Raw genomic sequence first — 18,668 nt, forward strand, 5'->3', positions numbered from 1 at the left:
GACTTGTGTCACAAAATTTCCATGAGGTACGCGTTGTCAACCGAGCGTGCTAGAGTCCGCCTCACAGACAGCACCAAGCGGCTGGATCGTAACAACAATAATGCGCGCTCTTATTCGCCGGCGCGTAATGCTATTACCGCTTCACAATAGGGGTGTGTTTTATGCTTTCACCAGACATTAAGGTTAAAGTGCAGAACTTTGGCCGTTTCCTCAGCAATATGGTGATGCCGAATATCGGCGCGTTTATCGCCTGGGGCATCATCACCGCACTGTTTATCCCAACCGGCTGGCTGCCGAACGAAACGCTGGGCAAGCTGGTCGGCCCGATGATCACCTACCTGCTGCCGCTGCTGATTGGCTACACCGGCGGTAAACTGGTGGGCGGTGAGCGCGGCGGCGTGGTCGGCGCCATCACCACCATGGGGGTGATCGTCGGCGCCGATATGCCGATGTTCCTCGGCTCAATGATCGCCGGCCCGCTGGGCGGCTGGGCCATCAAGCATTTTGACCGCTGGGTGGACGGCAAGATCAAAAGCGGCTTCGAGATGCTGGTGAATAACTTCTCCGCCGGCATTATCGGCATGCTGCTGGCGATCCTGGCCTTCCTCGGCATCGGGCCGCTGGTGGAAGCGCTGTCCAAACTGCTGGCGGCGGGCGTCCACGTGATGGTGGTGCATAACCTGCTGCCGTTGACCTCGATCTTCGTCGAACCGGCGAAAATCCTGTTCCTGAATAACGCCATCAACCACGGCATCTTCTCGCCGCTGGGCATTCAGCAGGCGACCGAGGCCGGTAAATCCGTCTTCTTCCTGATTGAAGCCAACCCCGGCCCGGGGCTAGGCGTGCTGCTGGCGTATATGTTCTTCGGCCGCGGCAATGCCAAGCAGTCCGCCGGCGGCGCGGCGATCATCCACTTCTTCGGCGGCATTCACGAAATCTACTTCCCGTATGTGCTGATGAACCCGCGCCTGATTCTGGCGGTGATCCTCGGCGGCATGACCGGCGTGTTTACGCTGACGATGCTGAACGGCGGGCTGGTGTCTCCGGCATCGCCCGGCTCGATTCTGGCGGTGCTGGCGATGACGCCGAAGGGCGCCTATTTCGCCAACCTGGCGGCAATCTTCGCAGCCTTTGTGGTCTCCTTCGTGGTTGCCGGCTTCCTGCTGAAAACCTCAAAAGTGAAAGAAGAGGACGATCTGGAAGAAGCAACCCGCCGGATGCGCGACATGAAATCGCAGGCGAAAGGCGGCCAGCCGACCGGCGCCGCGCTGGACGGCGATCTGAGCACCGTACGCAAAATCATCGTGGCCTGCGATGCGGGCATGGGCTCCAGCGCCATGGGCGCCGGGGTGCTGCGCAAGAAAGTGGCCGACGCCGGGCTGAGCAGTATTTCGGTCACCAACAGCGCCATCAACAACCTGCCGGACGACGTGGATCTGGTGATCACCCACCGCGACCTGACGGAGCGCGCGATGCGTCATGCGCCGCAGGCGCAGCATATCTCGCTGACCAACTTCCTCGACAGCAACCTGTACAGCGATTTGACCGCGCGTCTGCTGGCCGCCAACGACGGCGCGTCTCAGCAGCCGCAGCCGGCGGCCGCCGCGCCGGAAGAGAGCGCCGCCGACGATGAACCGGCGCTGTTCAAACTGGGCGAGGGCAACGTGTTCCTCGGCCTGGAGGCCAGCGATAAAGAGCAGGCGATCCGCTTTGCCGGCGAGCAACTGGTGAAAGGCGGCTACGTCGAGGCGGAATACGTGCCGGCGATGCTGGAGCGTGAAAAACTCACCTCCACCTATCTGGGGGAATCCATCGCCGTGCCGCACGGCACCATTGAGGCGAAAGACCGCGTGCTGCGCACCGGGGTGGTGTTCTGCCAGTACCCGCAGGGCGTGCGCTTCGGCGAGGAAGAAGATGAGGTGGCTCGCCTAGTGATCGGCATCGCCGCGCGCAATAACGAACATATTCAGGTGATTACCAGCCTGACCAATGCGCTGGACGACGATACGGTGATTGAGCGCCTGGCGAATACGACAAGCGTGCAGGAAGTGCTGGAGCTGCTCGGCGGCAAGAAAGACTAAATCCCATAAGGGCGCGGCGACAGGCTGCGCCCTTGTCATATTTAAGAAGGTTATCATTATGAAAGCATTACATTTTGGCGCCGGTAATATCGGCCGCGGCTTTATTGGCAAACTGCTGGCCGATGCGCATGCCGAACTGACTTTCGCCGACGTTAACCAGACGGTGCTGGACGCGCTCAATCAACGCCATAGCTACCCGGTGCGCGTCGTCGGCGAGCAGGAACGCACGAAAACGGTGAATAACGTCAACGCGGTCAACAGCGGCAGCGATGACGCCGTGGCGCTGATCGCCGACGCCGATATCGTCACCACCGCCGTCGGCCCGCAGATCCTGGCCAAAATTGCCGCTACGATCGCCAAAGGGCTGAGCGAACGCCGCCGCCAGGGCAATCAACAGCCGCTGAATATTATCGCCTGCGAGAACATGGTGCGCGGCACCAGCAGCCAGCTGAAACAGCACGTCTTCGCCGAACTGTCGGCGGAAGAGCAGGCGTGGGCGGAGCAGCATGTCGGCTTCGTCGATTCCGCTGTGGATCGCATCGTGCCGCCGGCGGAAGTGGGCAGCGACGATCCGCTGGCGGTAACGGTGGAGACCTTCAGCGAATGGATCGTCGACCAGACCCAGTTCAAGGGCGCGCCGCCGGCGATTGCCGGTATGGAGCTGACCGATAACCTGATGGCGTTTGTCGAACGTAAACTGTTCACGCTCAATACCGGCCACGCGATTACCGCCTATCTGGGCCAGCAGGCCGGGCTGCAGACCATCCGCGACGCAATTCTCGACCCGGCGGTGCGCCTGGTGGTGAAGGGCGCGATGGTGGAGAGCGGCGCGGTGCTGATCAAGCGCTACGGCTTTGAGCCGGCAAAACACGCGGCCTATATCGAGAAAATCCTCAGCCGGTTTGAAAACCCCTACCTGCACGACGACGTCGAGCGCGTGGGCCGTCAGCCGCTGCGTAAACTGAGCGCCGGCGACCGTCTGATCAAGCCGCTGCTGGGCACGCTGGAGTATGGCCTGCCGCACGCCAACCTGATTCGGGGCGTTGCCGCCGCCATGCATTACCGCAGCGCGCAGGATCCGCAGGCGCAGGAACTGGCTCAGCTGCTGAGCGAACGCGGGCCGAAAGCCGCGCTGGCGCAAATTTCCGGTCTGCCGGAAGACGGCGAGGTTGTGGAACAGGCCGTAGCTGTGTATAACGCCATGCAAAAGTAGTGCGTGATGATGAACACACGGGCGCAGCCTGCTGCGCTCCTGCAGCCCGAGTTCGCCATTGACGGCCTCCCTTACGCCTTTCGAACAGCGACGATGGAAGAAGCACAGGCATTTGAAAACCAGGTTCTGGAAAAGCTGAACGCCGGCAAAACGGTACGCAGTTTCCTGATTGCGGCGGTAGAGCTGCTGGCGGAAGCGCTGAACGTATTGGTGGTGCAGGTGTTTCGCAAGGACGACTATGCGGTGAAATATGCCGTCGAGCCGCTGTTGTCCGGCGCCGGCCCCCTGGGGGAACTGTCGGTGCGGCTGAAGCTGATGTATGGCCTCGGGGTGATCGCGCGTCATGAGTATGAAGACGCCGAACTGCTGATGGCGCTGCGTGAGGAGCTGAACCACGACGGCGCCGAGTATCGTTTTGTCGATGATGAAATCCTCGGGCCGTTCGGCGAGCTGCACTGCGTCAGCGCACTGCCGCCGCCGCCGGCGCTGTTGCCGCCCGGCGAGGCGGATGAAGCGCTGCTGGCGATGCAGCAGCAGCGCTACCAGCAGATGGTGCGCTCCACCATGGTGTTGTCGGTGACCGCGCTGATTGCCGGCATCGGCGCCAAGCAGCCGTCCCGCCTCTCCCCGCTCGGACGCGCGTAACGGCGTCCGCGTATCCCGCCGGGTAACCGGCCGCGCATTTTGCTACAATGCAGCAAACCCTCCTTTAAACGTGCCGGTTCGGCACTTCAGGTCAGAGAAATGAAAGAGAAAGAAAAGGCAGAGATTAAGCGCCTTAGCGACCAGCTGGACGCGCTGAACCATAAAGATGTCCAGGTCATCCAGCAGGGCAACCCGGAGCTGATCGCGCAGCACAACAAGGAAAAAGAGAAGCTGGCGACGGAGATCGAGCGTCTGAAAAACGTGCGTACGGAAAAGTTGAGCGACGAAGCGCAGAAGCTGAAAAAACTGCCGTTCAGCCGTGAAATCACCAAAAAAGAGCAGGCCGATATGGGCGCGCTGAAAAAAAGCGTGCGCGGGCTGGTGGTGGTGCACCCGATGACCGCGCTGGGCCGTGAAATGGGCCTGAAAGCGGTCACCGGCTACGCGAAAAAAGCGTTTTGATGTTCGGACGGGGCGACGCGTGCGCCCCGTCTGCCTGCCCCGTCGTCCTTCTTCCTTCGCCGCCCGGCGTCAGCGCCCCAGCAAACGACGGTTAAAATCTTCGATTTTGCCGCGGGTAATACGCAACAGCATGGTTTTACTCCAGCTGGCGGACAACCCGGCCGCCGACAACAGGCGGCGATACTGCTCCTCATCGAACGGCATGTGCCAGGCGATGCCGATCGCCTCGGCCAGCGAGACGTCGCTGCAGCGCGTCGCCAGCAGCAGCGGCTGGTCACCGCTGCCCTGCCCGGGAGAGATCACCCGGTACAGCCAGCCGCAGCGGCCGCTTTGCTGCATCAGCAGCGACAGATCGTCGATGTCGAAATGATAATTGAGCTTGAAGCACGGCGAGCGCGGCTGGGTCACCTGAATCAACGCGTCGCCCCAGCGGAAAATATCGCCGATAAACACGTTGTGCTCGGTCAGCCCGCGGGTTGAGAGGTTTTCGCCGAATGCCGGCGCGCTGAACAGTTCGGCCTGCGCCGGAAACTGCTGTCGCCAGTGGTCATAATGTTCGCTCGGGTAGTGGCACAGCGCGCGATCGGGGCCGCCGTGATAGCTTTTTTCCGCCTGCTGATCGCCCTCCAGGCCGAGCGGGGTCAGCGGCAGGGCGCCGTCGACCTGCCGTTTGGCAATCGCGCTCGGGTGTTCGCCCGGATAGGTCTGAATGTGGCCGATATAAACGGCGGGATTGGTCATAGGCGCCTCCTGGCTCAGGACTGGTTCTAGCATAGCCCGTGTGCGCCGGGAGGAACAGAGACGCCGCCCCGAAAACGGCGCGGCGATACGGTTAAAACGTGGTCCAGTTATCCTGTTCGCTTGGCGCGGGCGCGACGGTTTTCACCACGCGCGCGGGCGGCGCATCGGGCGGCTCGGCGCCACGTGACGGCGCATCTTCCAGCCGGAACACCGCCACGCTCTGCTGCAGAATTTCCGCCTGCTCCTCCAGCGAGTCGGCGGCGGCGGCGGACTGTTCCACCAGCGCGGCATTTTGCTGCGTGGTCTGATCCATTTCGGCAATCGCCTGGCCTATCTGGTCGATGCCGCGCGTCTGCTCATCGGAGGCGGAGGCGATCTCCGCCATGATGTCGCGCACGTGGCCGACGGCGAGTACGATCTGCTCCATGGTGCTGCCGGTGTCTTCCACCAGTGCGGTGCCGTTTTGTACGCGGTCGACCGATTCGCCGATCAGTCCCTCAATCTCCTTGGCCGCCTGCGCGCAGCGCTGCGCCAGGCTGCGCACTTCGCTGGCCACCACCGAGAAACCGCGCCCCTGCTCGCCGGCGCGCGCCGCTTCGACGGCGGCATTCAGCGCCAAAATATTGGTCTGGAAGGCAATGCCGTTGATCAAGGTGGTAATTTCAGCAATACGCTGCGAACTGCTGGAAATATCGCGCATGGTGGCGACCACGCTGCTCACCAGCTTGCCGCCCTGCTGGGCGGTTTTAGAGGCGTCCGACGTCAGCTGGTTGGCGTGATGGGCGTTGTCCGCATTCTGCTTCACCGTGGCGGTCAGCTGCTCCATGCTGGCGGCGGTTTCTTCCACCGCTGCCGCCTGCTGTTCGGTGCGTGAGGAGAGGTCGGTATTGCCGGCGGAGATTTCACCGGCGGCGGTGTAGACCTGGCCGACCCCTTGCTGAATTTTTTCAATCATATCGCGCAAGTTCTGGTTCATCGTCGCCATCGCCTGCAGCAGTTGACCCAGTTCGTCGCGGCGTTCAGGCACCTCCACCCGGCGTAGATCGCCGGTAGCGATGCGCTGGGCGATTTCCAGCGTGTTGCTCAGCGGCCGGGTGATCTGCAGCGTCATCCGCCACGACACCAGCAGCCCGGCGATAATGGCGAGCAGCGTGGTCAGGCCCATCTTCCACTGCGCACTGTCGATGTCGTTTTTGGTCTGGGTCAGCTCATCTTTCAGAAAAGCGCGCACCAGCTTGCCGATGTCGCCGGCGTTTTTTCCCAGCTCGGCGTTCAGCGCCTGCTCATGCTCATAGGCGGGCATATAGGCTTTGATATGGACGAGATAATCGTCCAGCGTGTCGAGTAAGGGCTGCAGCAGGGATTTTTGTGCATCAGGCAGCCGCTGGTGCAGCGTTTGCGCGCCGTGGCGGGCGTCATCAATGGCGGCCAGCAGCGGTGCTTCAGCATCGCGGGTCAGGTTCAGCAGCAGGCCGCGCGCATTATAGCGGATCTGCGTCAGTTGCCTGCCAAGCTGAATAAAGGCCAGCTGCAGATCGCCGCTGCCGATCTGACGTTCGGCCTGCGCGAGCTGTTGCTGGACTTCCGACATATTCCAGCTCTGGCGAATGGCGTTTTTGGCGGCGATCGCGTCGATGAATTTCTGCTGTTGCTGTTGGTATTTGCCAAGCATGTCTACCAGCCGTTGCAAATCTTTGCGGCTTTGCGGGTCCCAGTCCAGGCTTTGTCCCTGGGCGATAAGCTTTTCTGCGGCGTTGATATTTTTGTAGTTTTCTTCCAGGTATTCGGCGCGGTAGCTCTGCGCATACAGTGCCCGGTTGTAGCGGGCCTCATTGATTTCGTGACTCAGCCGGTCGCTGAAATCGATGCGTGCAGAGCGGGATTCGATCAGTGTGAGGTAGCGGATGCCGGTAGCGGCGATGGCTATCGCCAACAGCAGCATCAGGACGAAGCCGAGAGTGAGTTTTTTCCCTACGCCAAGGTGAAGATACCTGCCTGTTAATGTTTGTAATACCGCCATGGTTTGTCCTTTTTTTAAGCGATGTGATTGGAAAGACCATCGGCATGGCAGGGATAAACTTTAGCGGGTTTTTAAACAAAAAATGCCCGCGGGAGGCGGGCATTATGCGGTGAGGCGAAGATTACTTCTTGGCGGCGAAACGCGCGGCGGCTTCGTCCCAGTTCACCACGTTCCAGAATGCTTTGATGTAGTCCGGACGTTTGTTCTGATATTTCAGGTAGTAAGCGTGTTCCCACACGTCCAGGCCGATAATCGGGAAACCGGATGCGCCGGCAACGGCTTCGCCCATCAGCGGGCTGTCCTGGTTAGCGGTAGACACCACCGCCAGTTTGCCGTCGTCTTTCAGCACCAGCCAGGCCCAGCCGGAGCCGAAGCGGGTGGCGGCGGCTTTCTCGAACTCTTCCTGGAATTTCTCCACGCTGCCGAAGTCACGCTCGATGGCGGCTTTCAGATCGCCGGACAGGGAGGTGCCGGTTTTCAGGTTTTTCCAGAAGAAGCTGTGGTTGGCGTGGCCGCCGGCGTTGTTGCGCATAAAGGTGCGCTTGTCGGCCGGGACTTTATCCAGGTCTTTGATCAGCTCTTCAACGCTCAGGGAAGCCAGTTCCGGGTAGGCTTCCAGCACGGTGTTGGCGTTGTTGACGTAGGTCTGATGGTGTTTGGTGTGATGGATCTCCATCGTCTGCTTGTCAAAGTGCGGTTCCAGCGCGTCATAGGCGTACGGCAGTGATGGCAGTGAATAACTCATGATCATCGTCTCCAGTGTGATAGGGCGGCGCAAGGATGTAAGCACCGCGTAAGCAGTCGGATCATTATAGTTAATTAAATGATATTGAAAATGATTATCAATGCCCTGTGCTTTGTGCGGTTTTTGCGCAACCCATGACTGTGATCAATGTCTCACTTTTGTGTCATTTTGTGTTTATATTATTCACTGAGACAGCACGGCTTTATAACAACCCCTGTATCGCTATGGTAATATACGGGCGTTATAACGTTACCACTATAACAACGATCATTATTAGCGCTTCCACGCCTGGCGTGAGGCAAGCGCATTCGAAACAATGTGACTACGCGATGAAGGAGACCCCCCATGCAGGTCAGCAGAAGGCAGTTCTTTAAGATCTGCGCTGGCGGTATGGCAGGGACGACGGTGGCCGCGCTGGGGTTCACCCCCGAGGCGGCGTTAGCGGAAACCCGGCAGTACAAACTGCTGCGCGCCCGTGAAACCCGTAACAACTGTACATACTGTTCCGTCGGCTGTGGGTTGTTGATGTACAGCCTTGGCGACGGCGCCAAGAACGCAAAAGAGAGCATTTTCCATATCGAAGGGGATCCGGATCATCCGGTCAGCCGCGGCGCGCTTTGCCCGAAAGGCGCAGGTCTGGTGGATTTCATCCACAGCGAAGGCCGGCTGCAGTACCCTGAATACCGCGCGCCAGGCTCCGACAAATGGCAGCGCCTCAGCTGGGATGACGCCTTTACCCGCATCGCCAGGCTGATGAAAGAAGACCGCGACGCCAACTTTATCGCCGCTAATGAACAGGGCGCCACCGTTAACCGCTGGCTGTCCACCGGCATGCTGTGCGCATCAGGCGCCAGTAATGAAACCGGCTATTTAACACAGAAATTCACCCGCGCTCTCGGCATGCTGGCCGTAGACAACCAGGCGCGCGTCTGACACGGACCAACGGTAGCAAGTCTTGCTCCAACATTTGGTCGCGGTGCGATGACCAACCACTGGGTGGATATTAAGAACGCGAATTTGATCGTCGTGATGGGCGGTAATGCGGCAGAAGCGCATCCGGTGGGGTTCCGCTGGGCGATGGAAGCCAAAATTCACAATAAAGCCAAGCTGATTGTGATCGATCCGCGCTTTACCCGTACGGCATCGGTGGCGGATTTCTATACGCCAATCCGTTCCGGCACCGACATTGCTTTCCTGTCGGGCGTCCTGCTGTACCTGATCACCAATAACAAAATCAACCGCGAGTACGTCGAGGCCTACACCAACGCCAGCCTGCTGGTGCGGGAAGACTTTGCCTTTGAAGACGGCCTGTTCAGCGGTTACGACGCCGACAACCACAAGTACGACAAAACCACCTGGAACTACCAGCTGGACGAAAACGGCTACGCCAAGCGCGACGTCACGCTGCAGGATCCGCGCTGCGTGTGGAACATGCTGAAAGAGCACGTCAGCCGCTACACGCCGGAAGTGGTGGAGAATATCTGCGGTACGCCGAAGGCCGACTTCCTGCAGGTGTGTGAATATATCGCCGAAACCAGCGCTCATGACCGCACCGCGTCGTTCCTGTATGCGTTGGGCTGGACGCAGCACTCGGTCGGGGCGCAGAACATCCGCACCATGGCGATGATCCAGCTGCTGCTCGGCAATATGGGCATGGCCGGCGGCGGCGTCAACGCGCTGCGCGGCCACTCCAATATCCAGGGGCTGACCGACCTGGGCCTGCTGTCGCAGAGCCTGCCGGGCTACCTGACCCTGCCGTCCGAACAGCAGACCGATCTGACCAGCTACCTGAGCGCCAACACGCCGAAGGCGCTGCTGCCGGGGCAGGTCAACTACTGGAGCAACTACCCGAAATTCTTCGTCAGCCTGATGAAGAGCTTCTACGGCGACAAGGCGCAGAAAGAGAACGACTGGGGCTTTGACTGGCTGCCGAAGTGGGACAAAGGCTACGACGTGCTGCAGTACTTCGAGATGATGTCGCAGGGCAAGGTCAACGGCTACTTCTGCCAGGGCTTTAACCCGGTGGCGTCGTTCCCGAACAAAAACAAGGTGGTGGCCTCGCTGTCCAAGCTGAAGTTCCTGGTGACCATTGACCCGCTGAATACCGAAACCGCCAACTTCTGGCAGAACCACGGCGAGTTTAACGACGTGGATCCGTCGCAGATTCAGACCGAGGTCTTCCGTCTGCCATCGACCTGCTTCGCCGAGGAGAACGGTTCGATCGTCAACTCCGCGCGCTGGCTGCAGTGGCACTGGAAGGGCGCCGACGGCCCGGGCGAAGCGATGAACGACGGTGAAATTCTGTCGGGCATCTTTACGCGTCTGCGCGAGATGTACGCGCGCGACGGCGGCGCCGCGCCGGAGCCGGTGCTGAACATGACCTGGGACTACCTGACGCCGGATAACCCGTCGCCGGAAGAGGTGGCGCAGGAGAGCAACGGTAAGGCGCTGGCGGATATCCTCGACGCCGACGGCAAGGTTCTGGTGAAAAAAGGCCAGCAGTTGAGCACCTTCGCCCATCTGCGCGACGACGGCACCACCGCCAGCGGCTGCTGGATCTTCGCCGGCAGCTGGACGCCGGACGGCAACCAGATGGCGCGCCGCGACAACGCCGACCCGTCCGGTCTCGGCAACACGCTGGACTGGGCCTGGGCGTGGCCGCTTAACCGCCGCATTCTGTACAACCGCGCCTCGGCCGATCCGTCCGGCAAACCGTGGGATCCGAAACGCCAGATGCTGGAGTGGGACGGCACCAAGTGGACCGGGATGGACGTGCCGGACTACAGCACCGCCGCGCCGGACAGCGACGTCGGGCCGTTTATCATGCAGCCGGAAGGTATGGGGCGTCTGTTCGCCATCGATAAAATGGCGGAAGGGCCGTTCCCGGAACACTACGAGCCGTTTGAAACGCCGCTCGGCACCAACCCGCTGCATCCGAAGGTGGTGTCCAACCCGGCGGCGCGCGTGTTTAAAGACGATCTGGCGACGATGGGCAAATCCGACAAGTTCCCGTACGTCGGCACCACCTACCGTCTGACCGAGCACTTCCACTACTGGACCAAGCACGCGCGGCTCAACGCCATCGCGCAGCCGGAGCAGTTTGTGGAGATCGGCGAGAAACTGGCGCAGAAGAAAGGCATCAAGCAGGGCGATACGGTAAAAGTCAGCTCCAACCGCGGCTATATCAAGGCCAAGGCGGTGGTGACCAAGCGTATCCGCACGTTGCAGGTGAACGGTCAGGAGGTCGACACCATCGGCATCCCGATCCACTGGGGCTATACCGGGGTGGCGAAAAAAGGCTTCCTGGCCAATACCCTGACGCCGTTTGTCGGCGACGCCAATACGCAGACGCCGGAGTTCAAGGCGTTCCTGGTCAACGTGGAAAAGGTGTAACGGAGACGAGTTATGGCAATGCAATCTCAGGACATCATTCGTAAATCCGCCACCAACGGCCTGACGCCGGCGCCGCGCGCCCGTGACGACAAAGCGGAAGTGGCGAAGCTGATCGACGTCACCACCTGTATCGGCTGTAAAGCCTGTCAGGTGGCCTGTTCCGAGTGGAACGACATCCGCGATGAGGTCGGTCACAACGTCGGGGTGTACGACAACCCCGCCGATCTGACCGCCAAATCCTGGACGGTGATGCGTTTCTCCGAAGTGGAGATGGACGACAGCGGCAAACTGGAGTGGCTGATCCGCAAGGACGGCTGCATGCACTGCGCCGATCCGGGCTGCCTGAAGGCCTGCCCGTCGGAAGGGGCGATCATCCAATACGCCAACGGCATCGTCGACTTCCAGTCGGAGCACTGCATCGGCTGCGGCTACTGCATCGCCGGCTGTCCGTTCGACGTGCCGCGCATGAACAAGGACGACAACCGGGTGTACAAATGCACCCTGTGCGTCGACCGCGTTGATGTCGGCCAGGAACCGGCCTGCGTGAAAACCTGCCCGACCGGCGCCATTCACTTCGGCACCAAAGAGGCGATGAAAAACGTCGCCGCCGAGCGGGTGGGCGAACTGCAGACGCGCGGCTACCAGAATGCCGGGCTGTACGATCCGGCCGGCGTCGGCGGCACGCACGTGATGTACGTGCTGCACCATGCCGATAAGCCGCAGCTGTATCACGGCCTGCCGGACAACCCGTCGATAAGTCCGGCGGTGACGTTCTGGAAAGGCGTGTGGAAACCGCTGGCGGCCATCGGCTTTGCCGCCACCTTCGCAGCCAGTATCTTCCACTATGTCGGCGTCGGCCCGAACCGCGTCGAAGAGGATGAGAACGACGAGCTGCACGATGAGGAGACGCGCAAATGAGGAAGGAAAAGCCAATTCAGCGCTACAGCGCGCCGGAGCGGATTAACCACTGGATCGTGGCGTTCTGCTTTATTCTGGCGGCCATCAGCGGGCTGGGGTTCTTTTTCCCGTCCTTTAACTGGCTGATGAATATCTTCGGCACGCCGCAGCTGGCGCGCATTCTGCACCCCTTCGCCGGGGTGATCATGTTTGCTGCGTTTATGCTGATGTTCCTGCGCTACTGGAAGCATAATCTGATCAACCGTGAAGATATCCTCTGGGCCAGGAACATCCACAAGATTGCGATGAACGAGGAAGTCGGCGACACCGGGCGCTATAATTTCGGCCAGAAGTGCGTCTTCTGGGCGGCGATTATCAGCCTGCTGTTGCTGCTGGCCAGCGGCATCGTCATCTGGCGGCCTTACTTTGCGCCGGCCTTCCCTATTCCGTTGATCCGCATCGCGCTGCTGGTGCATTCGCTGGCGGCGGTGGGGCTGATTATCGTGATTATGGTGCACGTGTACGCCGCCCTGTGGGTGAAAGGCACCATTACCGCGATGGTCGAAGGCTGGGTGCCGGCCGCCTGGGCCAAAAAACACCACCCGCGCTGGTACCGTGAGGTCCGCGAAAAACGACAGGAAAACAAACCCTGATGAGTATCCGCATTGTTCCTAAAGAGCAGTTAGGGGCACAGCGTGAAAAGCCACACACGGCGGAAGCAATTCCGCCGTTACTTTTCGCGAATCTGAAAAGCCTGTACACCCGCCGCGCTGAACGCCTGCGTCAGCTGGCGGCCGATCACCCGCTGGGGGATTACCTCCACTTCGCCGCCGCCATTGCCGAGGCGCAGCAGCACGCGCAGCATGACCACCCGCTGCAGCTGGACCTGTCCGACGCGCTGCGTCAGGGCGCCGAACGCGGCAAACCGCCGCTCGACCTCAGCGTTTATCCGCGCAGCGCGCACTGGCGTACGCTGCTGACGGCGCTGATCGCCGAGCTGCGCCCGCAGGCGCCGCAGCACGTGCTGGCGGTGCTGGATAACCTGGAGAAGGCCTCCGAGCAGGAGCTGGAGCAGATGGCGACCGCCTTGCTCAACCGCGAGTTCGCGCAGGTGGGCAGTGAAAATGCGCCCTTTATCTGGGCGGCGCTGTCGCTGTACTGGGCGCAGATGGCCAGCCAGATCCCCGGCAAGGCGCGTGCCGAATACGGCGAACACCGCCAGTTCTGCCCGGTGTGCGGCAGCATCCCGGTCTCCAGCATGGTGCATATCGGCACCGTCAACGGCCTGCGCTACCTGCACTGCAACCTGTGCGAAAGCGAGTGGCACGTGGTGCGCGTGAAGTGCAGCAACTGCGAGCAGACGCGCGATCTGAACTACTGGTCGCTGGACAGCGAACAGGCGGCGGTGAAGGCGGAAAGCTGCGGCGACTGCGGCACCTATATGAAAATTCTCTATCAGGAGAAGGATTCACAGGTGGAAGCGGTGGCCGACGATCTGGCGAGCCTGATCCTCGATGCCAAAATGGAAGACGAGGGATTTGCTCGCAGCAGTATCAACCCATTCCTGTTCCCGGGCGAGTAGGCGGAAATCGGCGACAGGCGCTGTGACAAGGGGCTGGGGCGTGATTTTGCAGGCGCCTCGGTAATTTCCTGTGTCTTATCTGGCATTCGCCGGAGCGTCTTGCTACGTTTACGCCATAGCGCGTAAAGCGAAAGGAAAGGGATGATGTTCAAAAAGATAGTGAAATTCGCCGCCGTAGCGGCCCTGATCGCCGGCCTGAGCGCCTGCGATGACTCGGACACCAAACAGCCGACGGTGCCGAAGCCCGCGCCGAAACCGACCGCCGCCCAACCCGCGCCGCAGCCGGAGAAGCCTGCGCCGCTGCCGGGGCTGAGCGTCTCGCTGCAGCAAGGCAAGCTGACCTTTGAGCTGCCGTCCGGCTTTAGCGATCAAACGGAAAACAGTGGCATCATTAACGACCATACGTCGACCATTCAGCGTTTCCTGAATGGCAAGTCGCGGCAGAGCGCCGTCTCCTCCGAGGTGATTCCGCCGGCGGGAATGAAGCTGAACGGCAGCGACAAAATGCTCAGTGAGCTGATGCAGAGCATGCTTACCGAACTTTCCGGCCGCTATAAGCAGATTGAAAAGACCAAAGAAGAGAACTTTACCGTCGGTAAGCAGAAATTCCGTCGTCTGGATACCGAACAGAGCGTCAACGGGCAAAAAGTGGTTTCCACCATTGTCCTGACGGTGTTCAATAAACGCGTGATTACGCTGCAGATGCTGTCGCCGGCGAAGGAGCTGGAGGTGCACCAGGCGCTGGTGCAGCGCATTGTTGATACGCTGACGGTGAAATAAACGGCGCTGCCTACCCGCAGCCAACGGGAGGGAAGATGAAACTGATTGGCAGTTATACCAGCCCTTTTGTCCGCAAGATTTCCGTGCTGCTGCTGGAAAAGGGGCTGGCGTTTGAATTCGTCAACGATCCGCCCTATGAGGCGCAGACGCGGGTAGGCGAGCACAACCCGCTGGCCAAAGTGCCGGTGCTGATCGATGAGCACGGCGAGGCATTTTATGACTCGCGGGTGATCGCCGAATATCTGGACCTGCTGCCTGCTGGGCCGCGCTTCCTGCCGGACGACCGCGCGCTGGCGCTGCGGGTGCGGCGCAGCGAAGCGCTGGCGGACGGCGTGACCGACGCGGCGTCGCTGCTGTATCGCGAGAGCCTGCGCGCCGCGGGCAAACAGGATGAAGCGTGGATGCTGCGGCAGCGCGACAAGCTGCAACAGGGACTGGACGCGCTGGAAGCGCTGGCGCAGGAGAAAGCGCTGCTGAACGGCGAGCAGCTGACGCTGGCGGATATCGCCGCCGGCTGCGCGCTGGGTTATCTCAACTTCCGCCGTATCCTGCCCAACTGGTGCGTGGGGCGTCCGGCGCTGGTCAAACTGGCCGAGCGTCTGTTCGCCCGCGAAAGTTTTGCCCGCACCTCGCCTCCCTGATGAACTGACGGGCGCGCCGGACGCGCCCCGTTTTTGCTGAATACAACCCTGAACACACCTGACACCGAGCGACCATGAGCACTGAAGCCCATTCTCTTTACAGTCAGCTGCCGGCGATTGACCGCCTGCTGCGCGACCCGGCGATAGAACCGTTGTTGGCCAGCCACGGCCAGACGCTGATTGGCGAACTGCTGCGCCAGATGCAGGCGCAGGCCCGCGAGGCGATTAAACGGCAGGGATGCCTGCCGGAGTGGTGCGGCGACTGGCCGCAGGCGCTGCAGGCGCGGCTGGCGCAACAGCAGCAGCCGCGTCTGAAGACGGTGTTCAATCTCAGCGGCACCGTTTTACACACCAACCTGGGACGCGCCCAGCTGGCGCAGCCGGCAATCGCGGCGATTGGCCGGGTAATGGGCGCGGCGGTGACGTTGGAGTACGATCTGGACGGCGCCGGCCGCGGCCATCGCGACCGTGCGGTGGCCGATATGCTGTGTCAGCTGACCGGCGCGGAAGACGCCTGCATCGTCAACAATAACGCCGCGGCGGTGCTGCTGATGCTGGCGGCGGTGGCGCCGGGCAAACAGGTGGTGGTGTCGCGCGGCGAGCTGGTGGAGATTGGCGGGGCGTTCCGTATCCCGGACGTGATGCGCCAGGCGGGCTGCCAGCTGGTGGAGGTGGGCACTACCAACCGCACCCATCTGAAAGACTATCAGCAGGCGATTACCGAGCAGACCGGGCTGTTGATGAAGGTGCACACCAGCAACTACAGCGTGCAGGGCTTTACCGCAGCGGTTGATGAGGCGCAGCTGGCGCAGCTTGGCCGGCAGCACGGCCTGGTGACCGCCACCGATCTGGGCAGCGGTTCGCTGATTGATATGACGCAGTACGGCCTGCCGGCGGAACCGATGCCGCAGCGGCTGCTGGCCGACGGCGTCGATCTGGTGACCTTCTCCGGCGACAAGCTGCTGGGCGGGCCGCAGGCCGGGATTATCGTCGGCAAAAAAGCGCTGATCGCACAGCTGCAGCAGCACCCGCTGAAACGTGCGCTGCGCGTCGGCAAAATGACGCTGGCGGCGCTGGAGGCCACGCTGCGCCTGTACCAACAGCCGGAGCTGCTGGCTCAGCAGCTGCCGACGCTGCGCATGCTGACCCGGCCGCAGCAGGAGATGCAGACCGCCGCCGAGCGTCTGCTGGCGCAGCTGTCTCCGCACTATGCAGGCCGTTTTGCACTGGGTGCCGAACCCTGCTGGTCGCAAATCGGCAGCGGTTCGCTGCCGGTCGATCGTCTGCCGAGCTATGCGCTGACCTTCGCGCCGCTGGACGGCCGCGGCGCTACCCTGGAGCGTCTGGCGCAGGCGTGGCGCGCGCTGCCGCAGCCGGTAATCGGCCGCATTAACGACGGCAAACTGTGGCTCGACCTGCGCTGTCTGACGCAGGAAGCGGCATTGGCGGAGGCGCTTTTGTCATGATTATCGCCACCGCCGGCCATGTCGACCATGGCAAAACCACGCTGCTGCAGGGGATCAGCGGGATCAACGCCGATCGCCTGCCGGAGGAGAAACGCCGCGGCATGACCATCGATCTCGGCTATGCCTACTGGCCGCAGCCGGACGGGCGGGTGCTGGGCTTTATCGACGTACCGGGGCACGAAAAATTTCTCGCCAATATGCTGGCGGGCATCGGCGGCATCGATCACGCGCTGCTGGTGGTGGCTTGTGACGACGGCGTGATGCCGCAAACCCGTGAGCATCTGGCGATCCTGCGCCTGAGCGGTCGTCCGGCGCTGACGGTGGCGCTGACCAAGGCCGATCGCGTCGACGCCGAGAGGCTGGCGGAAGTCGAAGCGCAGGTGCAGGCTGAACTGGCGCGGCAGGGCTGGCCCGACGCGCCGCTGTTTATTACCGCTGCGGCGCAGAATCTGGGCATTGAGGCGCTGCGTGCGCATCTGCTGGCGCTTGAGCCGGCGGCGCATGCGCTGACGCGCCGTTTCCGTCTGGCGGTCGACCGCGCCTTCAGCGTGAAGGGCAGCGGGCTGGTGGTGACCGGCACCGCGCTGGGCGGCAGCGTCAAGGTGGGCGACACCCTGTGGCTGAGCGGCCAGAACGTGCCGGTGCGGGTGCGCGGGCTGCATGCGCAGAACCAGTCGGCGCAGCAGGCGCAGGCCGGGCAGCGTATCGCGCTGAATATCAGCGGTGATGTCAGTAAAAGCGACGTGACGCGCGGCGACTGGCTGCTGGCGCAGCGGCCGGCGCTGCAGGCGGAACGCATTCTGGTGACTCTGGAGCAGGACCAGCCTCTGAAGCACTGGCAGCCGCTGCATATTCACCATGCGGCCAGCCATATCACCGGCCGGGTGTCGCTGCTGCAGGATTCACTGGCGGAACTGATCCTCGACCGGCCGCTGTGGCTGGCGGAAGACGATCGGCTGGTGCTGCGTGATATCGCCGCGCGTGAAACGCTGGGCGCAGCGCGCGTACTGGCGCTGACGGCGCCGAAACGCGGCAAACGCCAGCCGGCGTATCTGCACTGGCTGACGCAGACGGCGCAGGCGCAGGATGATGCGCAGCGGCTGATGCTGCAGCTGCAGCAGGGGCCGCTGGACGTGGCGGCCTTTGGCTGGGCGCGCCAGCTGAGCGATGAGCGGCTGACGCAGCTGCTGGAGGAGCACGAGGTGCTGGCGGCCGGCGGCCGGGCGCTGTCGCTGGAAAACGCCCGCCAGGCGGAGCAGCGCCTGCTGCAGGTGCTGGCAGAGTATCACCAACAGCATGGCGATCAGTTGGGCCTCGGGCGCGCGCGCCTGCGGCGCATGGCGCTGCCGACGCTGGATGAGGCGCTGGCGTTTTTACTCATCGAACGGCTGCTGGCGGCCGGCGCGTTGCGCAACAGCCGCGGCTGGCTGCATCTGCCGGAACATGGCCTGGCCTTTAGCGAACAGGAGCAGGCGCTGTGGCAGCGCATCGCGCCGCTGTTTGGCGATGCGCCATGGTGGGTGCGCGATCTGGCGGCAGAGCTGGCGGCCGATGAGGCCGAGGTGCGCGCCACGCTGCGCAAGGCGGCGCAGTTGGGTCATGTGACCGCGGTGGTGGTCGACCGCTACTATCTCAGTCAGCGTGTGGCGCAGTTCGCCGCGCTGATCCGCGAACTGCACGACGGCCAGGGCGGTGCCAGCGCCGCTGATTTTCGCGATCGGCTGGGCGTCGGGCGCAAGCTGGCGATCCAGGTGCTGGAGTTCTTTGACCGCAGCGGGTTTACCCGCCGTAAAGGCAATCAGCACCTGCTGCGCGACCGCGGGCTGTTCGACGCCTGATCCCCCTATTCTCCTGTCTTCCTGCGCGCTCAGCCGGGCTTTCCCTGGCTGAGCGTTTCGCGTTTTCTCGCCTTGGTGTGCGGTTTTCATCTAAGAATATGCTGATTTTTTGTGCATCAACCGGCTTCCGTCACATTGTTTTATAAGCAATGTGTTAACAATAG

Annotated in this window: 15 protein-coding genes; 12 read left to right on the plus strand and 3 right to left on the minus strand. The window is 61.9% G+C overall.

Translation table 11 applies throughout. From position 1 onward, the window contains the following. Window positions 1–161: 161 nt before the first annotated feature. From CLM71_RS00170 to CLM71_RS00185, 4 genes are all read left to right on the plus strand, one after another. Window positions 162–2,081, plus strand: coding sequence for a PTS mannitol transporter subunit IICBA (locus CLM71_RS00170; protein WP_105229228.1), 1,920 nt, complete (start codon window positions 162–164; stop codon window positions 2,079–2,081). A gap of 58 nt (window positions 2,082–2,139) precedes the next feature. Next, window positions 2,140–3,294, plus strand: coding sequence for a mannitol-1-phosphate 5-dehydrogenase (locus tag CLM71_RS00175; RefSeq protein WP_105229229.1), 1,155 nt, complete (start codon window positions 2,140–2,142; stop codon window positions 3,292–3,294). 93 nt (window positions 3,295–3,387) lie between these two features. Then, window positions 3,388–3,939: an MltR family transcriptional regulator gene (locus tag CLM71_RS00180; RefSeq protein ID WP_234008661.1), complete on the plus strand. Its 552-nt coding sequence runs from the start codon at window positions 3,388–3,390 to the stop codon at window positions 3,937–3,939. A 99-nt stretch (window positions 3,940–4,038) separates the two neighbouring features. Further along, window positions 4,039–4,401, plus strand: a complete 363-nt coding sequence (locus CLM71_RS00185; RefSeq protein WP_105229231.1) for a YibL family ribosome-associated protein — start codon at window positions 4,039–4,041, stop codon at window positions 4,399–4,401. A gap of 69 nt (window positions 4,402–4,470) precedes the next feature. Here CLM71_RS00185 and yiiM read toward each other — a convergent pair whose 3' ends face one another. The 3 genes from yiiM to sodA form a co-directional block, all read right to left on the minus strand. Then, window positions 4,471–5,142 carry a 6-hydroxyaminopurine reductase gene (gene yiiM / locus CLM71_RS00190; RefSeq protein ID WP_105229232.1) on the minus strand — a complete coding sequence of 224 codons (672 nt, stop codon included), beginning with the start codon at window positions 5,140–5,142 and terminating at the stop codon, window positions 4,471–4,473. Between the two features lie 91 nt (window positions 5,143–5,233). Continuing rightward, the gene (locus tag CLM71_RS00195; RefSeq protein ID WP_105229233.1) at window positions 5,234–7,162 is read right to left on the minus strand and encodes a methyl-accepting chemotaxis protein; all 1,929 of its coding nucleotides are present in this window, start codon (window positions 7,160–7,162) and stop codon (window positions 5,234–5,236) included. 121 nt (window positions 7,163–7,283) lie between these two features. Next, entirely contained in the window at window positions 7,284–7,907 is a 624-nt protein-coding gene (gene sodA, locus CLM71_RS00200; RefSeq protein ID WP_105229234.1) for a superoxide dismutase [Mn], read from the minus strand. 345 nt (window positions 7,908–8,252) lie between these two features. Between sodA and fdnG the strand changes: the two genes are divergently transcribed. The 8 genes from fdnG to selB all read left to right on the plus strand — a co-directional run bounded on the left by fdnG (window position 8,253) and on the right by selB (window position 18,504). Beyond that, on the plus strand, window positions 8,253–11,300 hold the full coding sequence (gene fdnG, locus CLM71_RS00210) for a formate dehydrogenase-N subunit alpha (RefSeq protein ID WP_158684769.1): 3,048 nt from the start codon (window positions 8,253–8,255) through the stop codon (window positions 11,298–11,300). A gap of 12 nt (window positions 11,301–11,312) precedes the next feature. After that, window positions 11,313–12,218 (plus strand): formate dehydrogenase subunit beta, encoded by a 906-nt coding sequence (gene fdxH / locus CLM71_RS00215; protein ID WP_015344035.1) that lies wholly within the window; start codon window positions 11,313–11,315, stop codon window positions 12,216–12,218. Next, on the plus strand, window positions 12,215–12,850 hold the full coding sequence (fdoI, locus tag CLM71_RS00220; RefSeq protein ID WP_105229237.1) for a formate dehydrogenase cytochrome b556 subunit: 636 nt from the start codon (window positions 12,215–12,217) through the stop codon (window positions 12,848–12,850). Before fdxH ends, fdoI begins: the two co-directional genes overlap by 4 nt. After that, window positions 12,850–13,779 carry a formate dehydrogenase accessory protein FdhE gene (gene fdhE / locus CLM71_RS00225; protein WP_105229238.1) on the plus strand — a complete coding sequence of 310 codons (930 nt, stop codon included), beginning with the start codon at window positions 12,850–12,852 and terminating at the stop codon, window positions 13,777–13,779. Before fdoI ends, fdhE begins: the two co-directional genes overlap by 1 nt. Window positions 13,780–13,923: 144 nt before the next feature. Next, the gene (locus CLM71_RS00230) at window positions 13,924–14,559 is read left to right on the plus strand and encodes a DcrB-related protein (RefSeq protein ID WP_105233171.1); all 636 of its coding nucleotides are present in this window, start codon (window positions 13,924–13,926) and stop codon (window positions 14,557–14,559) included. 35 nt (window positions 14,560–14,594) lie between these two features. After that, complete coding sequence (locus tag CLM71_RS00235; RefSeq protein WP_105229239.1) at window positions 14,595–15,200, plus strand: glutathione S-transferase; 606 nt, start codon at window positions 14,595–14,597, stop codon at window positions 15,198–15,200. A 74-nt stretch (window positions 15,201–15,274) separates the two neighbouring features. Next, on the plus strand, window positions 15,275–16,666 hold the full coding sequence (gene selA, locus CLM71_RS00240) for an L-seryl-tRNA(Sec) selenium transferase (protein WP_105229240.1): 1,392 nt from the start codon (window positions 15,275–15,277) through the stop codon (window positions 16,664–16,666). Continuing rightward, entirely contained in the window at window positions 16,663–18,504 is a 1,842-nt protein-coding gene (selB, locus tag CLM71_RS00245) for a selenocysteine-specific translation elongation factor (RefSeq protein WP_105229241.1), read from the plus strand. The genes selA and selB overlap by 4 nt, the downstream gene beginning before the upstream one ends. Window positions 18,505–18,668: the final 164 nt, after the last annotated feature.

Source organism: Serratia sp. MYb239 (assembly GCF_002966855.1).
Lineage (GTDB): Bacteria > Pseudomonadota > Gammaproteobacteria > Enterobacterales > Enterobacteriaceae > Serratia_B > Serratia_B rhizosphaerae.

Bases quoted from the DNA above. Each gene is read 5' to 3' on its own strand.
- CLM71_RS00170 (WP_105229228.1), top strand. From the start codon at position 162: ATGCTTTCACCAGACATTAAGGTTAAAGTGCAGAACTTTGGCCGTTTC.
- CLM71_RS00175 (WP_105229229.1), top strand. From the start codon at position 2,140: ATGAAAGCATTACATTTTGGCGCCGGTAATATCGGCCGCGGCTTTATT.
- CLM71_RS00180 (WP_234008661.1), top strand. From the start codon at position 3,388: ATGGAAGAAGCACAGGCATTTGAAAACCAGGTTCTGGAAAAGCTGAAC.
- CLM71_RS00185 (WP_105229231.1), top strand. From the start codon at position 4,039: ATGAAAGAGAAAGAAAAGGCAGAGATTAAGCGCCTTAGCGACCAGCTG.
- yiiM (WP_105229232.1), bottom strand. From the start codon at position 5,142: ATGACCAATCCCGCCGTTTATATCGGCCACATTCAGACCTATCCGGGC.
- CLM71_RS00195 (WP_105229233.1), bottom strand. From the start codon at position 7,162: ATGGCGGTATTACAAACATTAACAGGCAGGTATCTTCACCTTGGCGTA.
- sodA (WP_105229234.1), bottom strand. From the start codon at position 7,907: ATGAGTTATTCACTGCCATCACTGCCGTACGCCTATGACGCGCTGGAA.
- fdxH (WP_015344035.1), top strand. From the start codon at position 11,313: ATGGCAATGCAATCTCAGGACATCATTCGTAAATCCGCCACCAACGGC.
- fdoI (WP_105229237.1), top strand. From the start codon at position 12,215: ATGAGGAAGGAAAAGCCAATTCAGCGCTACAGCGCGCCGGAGCGGATT.
- fdhE (WP_105229238.1), top strand. From the start codon at position 12,850: ATGAGTATCCGCATTGTTCCTAAAGAGCAGTTAGGGGCACAGCGTGAA.
- CLM71_RS00230 (WP_105233171.1), top strand. From the start codon at position 13,924: ATGTTCAAAAAGATAGTGAAATTCGCCGCCGTAGCGGCCCTGATCGCC.
- CLM71_RS00235 (WP_105229239.1), top strand. From the start codon at position 14,595: ATGAAACTGATTGGCAGTTATACCAGCCCTTTTGTCCGCAAGATTTCC.
- selA (WP_105229240.1), top strand. From the start codon at position 15,275: ATGAGCACTGAAGCCCATTCTCTTTACAGTCAGCTGCCGGCGATTGAC.
- selB (WP_105229241.1), top strand. From the start codon at position 16,663: ATGATTATCGCCACCGCCGGCCATGTCGACCATGGCAAAACCACGCTG.